This is a genomic window from Haloarcula sp. Atlit-7R (assembly GCF_003666065.1).
GTDB classification, from domain to species: Archaea; Halobacteriota; Halobacteria; order Halobacteriales; family Haloarculaceae; genus Haloarcula; species Haloarcula taiwanensis.
Genome location: NZ_QXIK01000007.1, coordinates 213,289 through 224,458, shown reverse-complemented (window position 1 = coordinate 224,458; position 11,170 = coordinate 213,289). Strand labels below are relative to the sequence as shown.

Below are 11,170 nucleotides of genomic sequence, written 5' to 3'. Positions count from 1 at the left end.
GGCGGGGCAGTCAATCCAGCGCGAAACAGTGGTTACGACGCTTCAGACACCACTACAACCACGAACGACCGAACCAAGCACTCGACGGACGAACGCCAGCTGAGGTCATCCAGAACTAGACAGTGCCGTGTTTAACGTGAAGTTTTATTAGAGTTGCATTAGTGTTTATGTATGAGACTCAGTAGCACATAAAATACGTCGACAATAGCCCCGTGGGCACACGGTGCCCGCAAGCGAGCACAGAGAGCCAAACAGGATGCGAACGCTGTAGACGCCCATCGCTGGGACATCGCTGGCATGATGGCAGCAGCGGACCGTGACAGAGCAAGACCGAGACTACGACAATGAGACTCCACAGACCAGTACCACGTTCGAGAGGGGTAACGTATGGCAGATAGTGACGAACAAGCCGGCGAAATGTCGGACGGGCTCCAGGTAGAGCTGTTCCATCCGGAGTCCGACCGCGAGCCCGGTGATACGAACATTCAGGCGGCTGGCTTCGACATCCATCCAGTTGTCTTCCCGGTGGCACTGGCGATAATTGCGCTGTTCATCGCAGTGACGATACTGCTTGGCGACACGGCAGCCTCCGCGTACACGTGGTTGTTCAATACCATTGGGGACACCTTCGGCTGGTTCTACCTGCTGGCGGTGAACGTGTTCATCGTCACATTGCTGTACTTCGCGTTCAGCAAGTACGGTAAAATAAAGATCGGCGGCGTCGAGGCCGAGAAGGAGTTCAGCGACTTCTCCTGGATGGCGATGCTATTCAGCGCCGGCATGGGCATCGGCCTCATGTTCTTCAGCGTCTCGGAACCGCTGTACTACTTCCAGAACCCGCCGAGTTTCTTCGGAGCCGAAGCCGGAACCGGTGCGGCAGCGTCCGCCGCGATGGCACAGACGTTCTTCCACTGGGGCTTTCACCCGTGGGCGGTGTACGGGCTGGTTGGACTGGGCCTCGCGTTTTTCTCGTTCAACCGCGGGCTCCCGCTTACCTTCCGGTCGATATTCTGGCCCCTCCTTGGTGAGCGAATCTACGGCTGGCCGGGCCACGTCATCGACCTCGTGACGGTGTTCGCGACGCTGTTCGGGCTGTCGACCTCGCTGGGACTCGGTGTTGCCCAGGTCAATACGGGACTGTCCTACGTTGGCGGGGACATGCTCGGTGCGGTGAGTGTCCCGACGGGGACTTGGCCGCAGGTCGCGCTCATCGCCGGTATCACGCTCATCGCGACGCTCTCAGTTGCGGCAGGGCTCGACGGTGGGGTCAAACGCCTGAGCACGCTCAACCTCTACCTGATGTTCGCGCTTCTCGGGTTCCTCGCTATCGTGGGTCCCACGGTGTACATTTTCGGGACGTGGGTCGAGGGACTCGGCGCGTACTTCGGGAACATCCTTGCGCTCGGGTTCTTCACCGGGACGCTCAACGAAGCCGCGAACGGCACCCCCACCGCCTGGACCGTGTTCTACTGGGGCTGGTGGATCGCGTGGTCGCCGTTCGTCGGAATGTTCATCGCGCGCATTTCGAAGGGTCGGTCCGTTCGGGAGTTTGTCCTGGGCGTGCTGTTCCTTCCGTCGCTGTTCTCGACGCTCTGGCTGTCGGTGTTCGGCGGCAGCGCGATGTTCAACTCACTGATGGGGAACGGACAGGCGCTAGCGACTTACAACGAAGTCGGCCAGACTGTCGCGATGTTTGCCCTGCTGGAGCAGTTCCCGCTTGGCGTGATTAGCGGACTGCTCGCGACCCTGCTGGTCATCACGTTCTTCGTCACGTCGTCTGACTCCGGGTCACTGGTCATCGACCACCTGACCTCGGGCGGAAAACACGACGTGCCGCGAACGCAGCGGATCTTCTGGGCCCTTACTGAGGGGCTTGTCGCGTCCATCCTGCTCATCGGCGGCGGGCTGACGGCGCTCCAGACGGCCGCAATCACCACAGGACTCCCGTTCGCGCTCATCCTGTGTCTGATGTGTTACACGGTGTATCTTGGGCTCGATAACGAGTACCAGATACTCGAATCCGAAGAGTTCGCAGAAACGATTCAGGACCTCTCTGAACGGGATGACGTCGACGTCGTGACCGCCGGCGACGAGATGGTGACGGATATCTCCGAACGGAGCGACGACGCTGCGACAGGGACCGACTGACGGACCCTCTTTTCGACGTTTTCCAGGCGACCCGCAACGACAGTTCGGACGAAGAGTGTTAGCGTGGGTCGACTTCTGTCTCGACCGTTCGTTCAGAGTGTATCCAGACCCGCACAGAGCCGCCGATTCCGAACGCAGCGATGCCGAGACTGGAGACGATACTGCCGACAGGTGACAGCAGGACCCAGGTGAGTGCACTGAGAGACGCGCCGATGAGTAGTCCGTGCGACGGCTGACGGTGATACAGGAGTTCAGTGAGGAGCGTCCCGACGATGAGGAACCCGAACCCGGTGAGAAACAAGAAAACGGCGCTACTGGCGAGGACGACGAGACGGACGAATACACCGCCGGCGACACTGAGGCGCGCCAAGGTCGTGGCTCCGTACAGACCAACGATCCCGAATATCACGTATCCGGCGATGCCGTAGAGGACGGCGGTCGCCGGGCTGGCCGATATCGCGTCGATAGAATCGGCGACAGAAGCCCGCCGCAGTCGGAGTATCACCGCACCGGACACGACAACGAGAATAAAGGAGACGACCCCGCGAAGCGGCCTGGATAGTTCGGCAGCGACGCTGGGTTCCAGTTGTCCTACGACGTGCTCTCCGGCAGTTGCTGCAAGCCCCATAGCGGTCGGCGCGATATCGACAACGGCGTCGAAAGCCATACCACACATACTGTGGGTCGCCGTGAAAACCTATCGACCGCACAGTACCGGGTCAGCGTCGGCGCTGCCCGGAAATTTAAGCCATCAGAATACGTACCATAAGATAGTGTCTGGATGGCTCGCGATTCTGTTCTCGAAGCTCGTATGGCTCGGGGAGCGGATCGTCGCCCCACTCCGGCGGGGTGACGGTCCGAACAAGTTCAGGCTGTCGAGCATGGACACGGCGACGACGACGTACGACGGTGACAGCGGGTGGGCGAGACGGCCGCCAGCAACGATCGAGTGCCCGCGATGTGAGTCGGAAATCTTCCAGCACAACGCGCGTGACAGCATCGACTGTCCGCGGTGCGTCGGCGAGTACCGCCACGACGAGTTCGCCGACCTCAAGCTCCTGTATCTCACGTGTCCTGTCTGTCGAGGCCGGATGGAACACGGCCAGCGACATCCCGAGCGGTTCGATATCCCCGAGTGGGCAACCTGTACAGACTGTCGGTACCACTGGGAGTTCGAACACTCATACGACCACAGTGCCGAGTGAACCGCCTCGGGGGCAAGCCCCGAGGCACTTGCCTTGCTTATCTGCCGAGGCTGGGTGCACCAGCCGGTGTGCTGTCGTGGGCGAACCGTGCGCTACTGCGACACGACTACGGAATCACGGCCGGGGTGCTGTCCAGCTCTGACGCGTGAGTTGGGGGTCTGCCGTCAGTAATACTTCCAGTCGTCATCACGGCTTCCCTGCACGACGCCGTCGTCATCGTCACTGTCCATTTCGTCCCGCTCGTCGGGCCAGCGGATTCCGTCTCCGACGAGGCTCTTGTACGCGAAGGCACCCAGACCAACGAGTATCAGTAGAAGAACAACGGTCCCAGCGACTGCTGCCACCTGCCCGACGGACTCAAGCAGGCCCGAGCCGATCTGAACCGGAAACTGTCCCATGGCTGCTGTTGGGGCTGCACAGGTATCACTGTTGTCGAAGCTGGGACGGTCGAGCCGCCGTCGCTGAAACCGTCTTGAGGACGGCGTTGTTCTCGGAGACATCGTGAACTCTGACGGCGTCAGCCCCACGCTCGGCGGCAAGTGCCGTTGTTGCCAGCGTCGGCGGCAGCCTGTCCGCTCCTGCGTCGCTCATATCGGCAAACATCGACTTCCGAGAGTGCCCGACCAGCACCGGACAGCCGAGCGCGTGGAACTCGTGGAGCCGGTCGACGAGTTCGAACGATTCGGCGGCGTTCTTTCCGAACCCACAGCCGGGGTCGACGATAACCTGCTCGCGGTCAATACCGGCCTGCTCGGCGAGCAGTACCTGTTCTGTGAGCTCTCGAAGCACGTCATCGACGACATCGTCGTATGTGACAGTTCGACCCGGATCCACTGGCGCGGACAGACTGTGCATCAGGACAACGGACGCGTCGTGGTCAGCTACCACGAACCGCATCTCGGGGTCCGACAGTCCCGACACGTCGTTGACGATGTCGGCCCCGGCATCCAGCGCCGCGTCAGCGACGGCAGCTTTCCGGGTATCTACAGAGACAGTCGCATCGAGCGACGAAACGGCCTCGATAACCGGTACTACGCGGTCGATCTCTGTTTCGACGGTCACCGGCTCCGCCCCGGGGCGCGTACTCTCGCCGCCGATGTCGACGATATCCGCCCCAGATTCGATCATCTGTTCCGCATGACTGATAGCGAGGTCGCGACGATTGTATTCGCCACCATCGTAGAAACTGTCCGGCGTGACGTTGAGAATCCCCATCACGGCTGCTGCATCAGTGTCGAACGGCGGCGGGAACGATCTGTCAGCTAGCGCGTCTTCGAGTTGCGTGGCGAGTCGGCCGAGCCCCAGTCCCGCCGAGGCCAGTCGGTCAATGAGCTGTCGGAACTGTCGTGGCGTCCCCGACAGGGTCGTGTCGACGAGCTTCTCCGGCATCCCGACAGTCGAACGGGTGCAGGTGCCACCGCAGTCCTCAAACGCCTGCGTGACGACGCCTGCCTGGTCGCGCCGCAACGTGACCGAAAGTACCCGCTGGCGGATCTCTGGCACACTTTTGACTCCATCAGCTTCTCCCGTAGATGCTTGCTGGAGGTTCTCCTTTGGAACAACGAGCCGGCTCCAGCGGTCCCGTGCTTCGGCAACTGCATATAGTGAGCCGGCCACGAGGACGAAATCGTCCGCGTCGGCCGTAGCTATCGCTCGTTCGGTGGCTTCTGGAACGGACTCGGCCTGCTGTACCCGAGTTGCTTGCCCCTCAAACGCCGCAGCGAGTGATTTGGTGCTCGCGGCTCGGTTGACTTCCGGTCGCGCGGTAAAGGCCGTCTCGACTGCCGGCAGCGCCCCAATCATCCGCTCGTACTCCTTGTCGCTCATCGCGGCGAAGACCACATGGAGGTCGTCGTACTCGTATCGCTCGATGAGTGCCGTCAGCGTCTCCATCGCACCGGGGTTGTGGGACCCATCGAGGACCACCATCGGGTCGGTCGACCGGATTTCGAACCGGCCCGGTAAGGTTGCAGCCCGCAGTCCTTCGGAGACGGTTTCGGTGTCTACGCCGATGAGTTGTCGGGCCAGCGTCGCTGCGACACCGGCGTTCTCTGCTTGATGCTGTCCGAGTAGCTTGAGGTTCGATTCGAGAGCCCAGTCCGGCCCAGTGAGTGAGATGCGGTTCTCGACGGCCGAGCGCATGCCGTTCTCGACAGCGGTGACATCGGCCTCGTCGTCGCCGACGGTGATGGTATCGGTAATCTCCTGAATCGCATCGAGTGCGGCCCCGGTCGTTCCTGTCACGAGCGGGGCGTCCCGCGGCGCGACCTGCGCTTTGTCACGGGCGATTTCTTCGACTGTGTCGCCGAGCAGGTCGGTGTGTTCTAAACTGATGCTGGTGACGGCGCTTGCGACGGGATCGACCGCGCTCGTGGCATCGTATCGGCCACCGATGCCGACTTCCAGCACCGCCACATCGACATCCTCGACATCGAAGTGATACAGCGCTAGCGCGGTGAGTACCTCGAAATGCGTCGGCTTGTCCTCTTCGGCAGCCAGTTGGTCGATACAGGGCTCGATCTGCTCGACGAACTCCGTTACCCGTTCTTTCGGTACCCGACCGCCGTTGACCGTAATCTGCTCCCGGAAGCCGTTCAATCCTGGCGAGGTGAACAGACCGACATCTAGCCCGGCGGCCCTGAGCACGCTTTCGGTCATCCGGGCGGTGCTTCCCTTTCCGTTCGACCCGGCAATCTGCACGCTATCGAAACTGTCGTCCGGGTCACCGAGATGTGAAAGCATCCGCGCCGTCGTATCGGTTCCCAACTTGGGCCGACGACGCTGCAACGACTGCAAGTAGTCCGCCGACTCGTGGTACTCCATAGCATAACTGGTCGGCGGTGGCATGATTAATGTATCGCCACGGGGGACTTTTGGGCCCGCCGTCGGTTCGGACCTACTCCGGTAAGCGGAGGAACACGATGTGTCGTCGTCGGCCGTCGGCGGCGTCTCGAACACATCCTATCCCGGTAGTGTCAGGTTCACTAACATTATTACGACGGTGCAAGGAAGGGTAAGTAGAGATGTCTTCACAGGACGAGCAATCTTCGACCGAAGAGAGTCAGGAGCCGATTCCCACGGACTACGATATCGCACAGTCGACCGACATGGAGCCGATCTGGGAGCTGGTCGAGCCGTGGGGACTTGGCCTCGACGACCTCCAGTACTTCGGCGAATACACCGCGAAAGTCAAACAACACGCGATTGAGCGCCTCCGCGAACAGGCCGAGAACAAGGAACAGAATCTCGTTCTGGTAACCGGAATGACGCCGACGCCGAAAGGCGAAGGGAAGACGGTAACGACTGTCGGCCTCGGCCAGACGCTCAATCACGTCGGCGAAGAGGCGATGATCGCCATCCGAGAACCGTCGCTAGGCCCTGTATTCGGCGTCAAAGGCGGTGCGGCAGGCGGCGGCCGGTCGCAGGTCCTCCCAATGGAGGACATAAACCTCCACTTCACCGGCGACCTCCACGCACTCACTTCCGCGCACAACCTCATCGCTGCGATGCTCGATGCGAAGATATCACAGGGCGACGACCTCGACATCGACATCAACAACGTCGCGTGGCCGCGGGCCATCGACATGAACGACCGCGCGCTCCGGGAGACGGTCGTCGGCCTCGGCGGCAAGACCGGCGGGACCCCGCGGGAGGACAGTTTCATCCTGACGGCTGCCTCCGAGCTGATGGCGGTCCTCTGTCTGGCCACCGACATCGGCGACCTCAAAGAGCGGGTCAGCCGCATCATCGTCGCCTACGACGAGGCCGGCGACCCGGTCACCGTCGACGACATCGAGGCGACCGGCCCGGCCACGATGTTGCTCCGTGACGCCATCAAACCCAACGTCGTCCAGACCATTGAGGGGACGCCCGCGCTGGTCCACGGCGGCCCCTTCGCCAACATCGCCCACGGAACCAACTCCCTGGTCGCGGATAAAACCGCTTTCGGCATGGGCGACTACCTCGTCACCGAGGCCGGATTCGGCTCCGACCTCGGGGCCGAGAAGTTCATGGACGTGGTCTGTCGAAAGGGCGACATGACGCCGAACGCCGTCGTACTCGTGGCGTCCGTTCGCGCGCTCAAGTACCACGGCCTCGACCAGTGGCCGGTCGACTACGACGAAATCGACGCGGCCGGCGTCGACGCCGTCGAGGCCGGCTTCTCGAACCTCGACAAGCACGCCCGGAACCTCCAGAAGTTCGGCGTCCCGGTTGTCGTCTCGGTCAACCGCTTCCCGGACGACACCGACGCGGAGATTCAGGCCGTGCTGGACCACTGCCGTGAGGACCTCGGCGTCCGTGCCGCGGAGTCGAACGTGTTCTCCGACGGCAGCGAGGGCGGCGTCGACCTCGCGGAGAACGTCATCGAGGCGACCGAGGAGAGCAACGAGGAGGACTTCCGGATGCTGTACGACGACGATGACAGCATCAAGGAGAAGATCCACACCGTCGCGACCGAGATCTACGGCGCTGACGACGTGAAATACACCGGTGGCGCGCTCGACGACATCGAGCAGATGAACGCGCTCGACTTCGACGACTACCCGGTCGTCATGTCCAAGACCTTCCACTCGCTGAGCGACGACGCGAGCAAGAAGGGCGCGCCGGAGGGCTGGGAACTCGAAATTAGCGAAGTGTACCCGTCTGCCGGAGCTGGCTTCCTCGTCGCGCTCACGGCTGATGCGCTCACGATGCCTGGCCTACCAGCCCGGCCGGCCGCGGCTGACATGGACATCGACGAAGACGGTAACATTTCGGGACTCTTCTGACGACCCGGCCCCACGTCCCGCCTCTCGCGTTTCGCTGGCTCGGCGCTTAGTGAACACCGTTCAGCGTTCGGCGGGCGGACGACGCTCACCGCTCCGCGTTTGCGATTGCCTCGTTGAGCACCGCTTCGCCGGCCGCTTCTGTCGCGTCTGCCCGCTGTTTCATCGCTGCCACGAATGATTCGTCGTCTATCATGTCGAGATTGGCTCGAACAGTCGAGGCGGACGCCTGTAGCGCCGCCGCCGCGAGCAGCGCCCCGACAGCCGCGTCCGGGACGGCGACCGGCCTCCCCTTCGCAGTCACCGTGCGGGCGTGCTCAATGACATCGAGACAGACCTCGGCCGTCTCGAGTGGCACCTCCGTCGAGCGTTTCGCGGCCGCCTGAATCCGGTCGTCGTTTCCGGATTCGAACGCGGCCCCGACCGCGTCGACCGCTGCCGCGTCCTTGTCAGCGAGGGCGAGCAGCCGTTCCCGGCTATCGGTCAGAGCGTCCGCCAGAGCCGCTAGTTCACCGGAGTCTGCACTGGACTCGTCAGCACTGACAGTGTGGATACAGACCATCTCACAGAGCGCCGCGCCCATCGCGCCGCCGATGGCAGCGACTGCACCGCCGCTTGGAGTCACCTGGCCCGACGCGACACCGTCGAGGAACTCGCCGATAGGCTGGTCCGCGAAGGTCATCTGTCGGGCGCAACGCCGGCCGTCTCTGCTGATCGACTGTCCATACCACGGCACTCTCGGCCCACTCGCCTAATGATTTCCCCGACGGTATTCGGTCCGCGTTGGCCATCTCGTCACAAAGGCTATGCCCGGACTGTGTCAAAACGGTGTATGGCGTCTTCGTACGAAATCGTCCAGCCAGCGACGCTACCGACGGCACAGTTCGACACCTGCGATACCGAGGTCCGGAAACTCACGGACCCGCTCGGCTGTACGGAGATGCGGGTGAATCAGGTCATCGTCGAACCGCACTCTGTGACGACACCGCATACACACGACGGTCAGGAGGAGGTGTTCGTCGCGACGGCCGGCGGCCAGATAGCCATCGAGGGTGACGTCCACGATGTCCCCGAGGGCGGGGTCGTCCGCGTCCACCCGGATACGGTCCGGAACCTCTGTAACCATACTGAAGAGACGCACGTCTGGCTCGCTTTCGGCGCACCACCCGTGGGAACTGTCGAGAACTTCGGGGACTACGTCGTCAAAGAATGAGCCGAGGCGGCCAGCCCGTCAGCCAAGCCCGCACACGGAACGGCCGACCGTCTCAGTCCCCGTCTCCCAGCGCGTCGTTCAACTCCGGCACGACCTCGTGGAGGTCGCCGACGACGGCGTAGTCGGCCTTCTGCATGATGGCTGCCTCCGGATCGGTGTTGATTGCCAGAATGTTGTCTGCACCCTTACAGCCAACCATGTGCTGCACTGCACCGCTGATGCCACAGGCGACGTAGAGGTCCGGGCTTATTTTCGCGCCCGTCTGTCCGATCTGGTCGTCGTGTGGTCGCCAGCCCTCGTTGACGGCGGCTCGCGACGCGCCGACGGTTCCACTGAGGCTATCGGCCAGTGTCTCCAGTTTGTCGTAGTCCTCCGGGCCGCCGACGCCGCGCCCGCCACCGACGACGACGCGGGCCTCGCCGAGCGACACACCGGTCTCGTTGGACTCCTCGACGCGGTCGACCCTGACCCGGAACGCGCTCTCCTCAAGCGACGGCTCGAACGACTTGACTGCCGTCTCAGCGGCCGCTGTCGCCGTCTCCGGCGAGAACTCGTGTGCCGCTGCCGTCAGTAATTTCGGGTCACTGTCCAGACGTGCGTGTTCGACAAGGCTACCGCCCCATCGCTGACGCGATAGTTCGTACACCTCGCCGACCTCGACGTCGAGACAGTTGGCCGCCATCGGCAGATCGCACCTGGCACCGACGTGGGCCAGCACCTCCTGTCCGCGGTCAGTCCCCGGGGCGACGACCGCCTCCGGGTCCGTGGCGTTGAGCAACTGGGCGACACTCTCCGCCCGGGCCTCGGGTGCGTACGTGTCCAGTCGCTCGTCGGCAACACGGTGGACCGTCTCGACGCCGTAGTCGCCGAGCTTGTCCCCGAGCGCCGCCGATTCAGTGCCGAAGGCGACGGCTGCCAGCGTCGCGTCGGCCGCTGTCGACAGTTCTCGGGCCAACGTGAGCGCCTCCAGCGAGGGCTCCTCGGGACTCCCGCCCGCGTGTTCGACGAGGCTCAGTATCACGGTCAGACCACCTCCAGATCGTCGCGGAGCAGGTCGAGGACTGCAGGCACGGCGTCCGGTCCCTCGCCGAGCACCTCGGCCGCGCCCTCCGTGCTCTCCGGCGCTTCCAACCGGACTTTCTCGATAGCTCCGTCGAACTCGCCGGCGACCGGGTTCTGCCGCCCGATAGACTGCTTGCGCGCCTGCATCTTGGCGCGCATAGAGGCGTAGCGGGGTTGGTTGAGCCCCTCTTTGACGCCGACGGCCGCCGGGAGCTCGAGTTCGTACACCTCGGTCCCGCCAGTCACGTCGCGCTCGGCGATGGCCGTCCCGTCCTCAATCGTCAGGTCTGACACGCCTGCGACGAACGGCACGTCCAGCCGCTCGGCGACGCGAACCCCGACCTGGTGGTTCGCCACGTCGGCCGACTCGTTGCCGAACAGGAGGAGGTCGAAGGCCGAGTCGGTGCCGGCGTCGCCGCTCAGGGCGTCTGCGAGGGCGGCCGCCGTTTTCCGGGGCCGCCACTCCTCCCCGTCGGTTTCCAGCAGCGTCGCCTCGTCGGCCGTCATCGCGAGCCCGGTCCGGAGCTGTTCGTCGGCGTCCGCCGGTCCGAGCGACACCACGGTGGCCGTCCCGTCGTGGTCGTCGGCCACCTGGATCGCTTCCTCGACGGCGCACTCCTCGTGGGGCGATATCGTGAACCCCAGATGGCTCGTGTCGATCTCCTGTTCGTCGTCGGTCAGCGTGAGTTTCGCGCCGGTGTCCGGCACGCGCTTGATGCAGGCTACGGTGTCCATGTCGTATCTCCGTCGTTCGATTGCAATCGGTTCACTGGCTG

General features: G+C 63.3%; 11 protein-coding genes. 5 read left to right on the top strand and 6 right to left on the bottom strand.

Translation table 11 applies throughout. The features are described 5' to 3' along the window. Window positions 1-119: integrase core domain-containing protein (locus D3D01_RS15500; protein WP_147439909.1), on the top strand; the 119-nt coding region annotated here is incomplete at its 5' end. 268 nt (window positions 120-387) lie between these two features. Further along, window positions 388-2,148, top strand: coding sequence for a BCCT family transporter (locus D3D01_RS15495; RefSeq protein WP_121512789.1), 1,761 nt, complete (start codon window positions 388-390; stop codon window positions 2,146-2,148). Window positions 2,149-2,206: 58 nt separating this feature from the next. On the opposite strand, the gene D3D01_RS15490 is transcribed toward D3D01_RS15495, so the two are convergent. Continuing rightward, window positions 2,207-2,815 carry a hypothetical protein gene (locus tag D3D01_RS15490; RefSeq protein WP_121512788.1) on the bottom strand — a complete coding sequence of 203 codons (609 nt, stop codon included), beginning with the start codon at window positions 2,813-2,815 and terminating at the stop codon, window positions 2,207-2,209. A gap of 106 nt (window positions 2,816-2,921) precedes the next feature. Here D3D01_RS15490 and D3D01_RS15485 point away from each other — a divergent pair, with 106 nt between their 5' ends. Next, entirely contained in the window at window positions 2,922-3,353 is a 432-nt protein-coding gene (locus D3D01_RS15485; protein WP_233563404.1) for a hypothetical protein, read from the top strand. 164 nt (window positions 3,354-3,517) lie between these two features. Here D3D01_RS15485 and D3D01_RS15480 read toward each other — a convergent pair whose 3' ends face one another. Together D3D01_RS15480 and folP are read right to left on the bottom strand one after the other, a co-directional pair. Further along, window positions 3,518-3,751, bottom strand: coding sequence for a hypothetical protein (locus D3D01_RS15480; protein WP_101351794.1), 234 nt, complete (start codon window positions 3,749-3,751; stop codon window positions 3,518-3,520). Window positions 3,752-3,776: 25 nt separating this feature from the next. Next, on the bottom strand, window positions 3,777-6,176 hold the full coding sequence (folP, locus tag D3D01_RS15475; RefSeq protein ID WP_121512787.1) for a dihydropteroate synthase: 2,400 nt from the start codon (window positions 6,174-6,176) through the stop codon (window positions 3,777-3,779). 200 nt (window positions 6,177-6,376) lie between these two features. Here folP and D3D01_RS15470 point away from each other — a divergent pair, with 200 nt between their 5' ends. Then, entirely contained in the window at window positions 6,377-8,122 is a 1,746-nt protein-coding gene (locus tag D3D01_RS15470) for a formate--tetrahydrofolate ligase (RefSeq protein WP_121512786.1), read from the top strand. Between the two features lie 85 nt (window positions 8,123-8,207). Here the strand turns inward: D3D01_RS15470 and D3D01_RS15465 are convergent, their stop codons facing one another. After that, window positions 8,208-8,801, bottom strand: coding sequence for a cyclodeaminase/cyclohydrolase family protein (locus D3D01_RS15465; RefSeq protein WP_121512785.1), 594 nt, complete (start codon window positions 8,799-8,801; stop codon window positions 8,208-8,210). 150 nt (window positions 8,802-8,951) lie between these two features. Here D3D01_RS15465 and D3D01_RS15460 point away from each other — a divergent pair, with 150 nt between their 5' ends. Then, window positions 8,952-9,332, top strand: a complete 381-nt coding sequence (locus D3D01_RS15460) for a hypothetical protein (RefSeq protein WP_121512784.1) — start codon at window positions 8,952-8,954, stop codon at window positions 9,330-9,332. Window positions 9,333-9,384: 52 nt separating this feature from the next. Here the strand turns inward: D3D01_RS15460 and D3D01_RS15455 are convergent, their stop codons facing one another. Both D3D01_RS15455 and D3D01_RS15450 read right to left on the bottom strand, forming a co-directional pair. Next, on the bottom strand, window positions 9,385-10,353 hold the full coding sequence (locus tag D3D01_RS15455) for an electron transfer flavoprotein subunit alpha/FixB family protein (protein ID WP_121512783.1): 969 nt from the start codon (window positions 10,351-10,353) through the stop codon (window positions 9,385-9,387). 2 nt (window positions 10,354-10,355) lie between these two features. Continuing rightward, window positions 10,356-11,129, bottom strand: coding sequence for an electron transfer flavoprotein subunit beta/FixA family protein (locus D3D01_RS15450; RefSeq protein WP_121512782.1), 774 nt, complete (start codon window positions 11,127-11,129; stop codon window positions 10,356-10,358). Window positions 11,130-11,170: the final 41 nt, after the last annotated feature.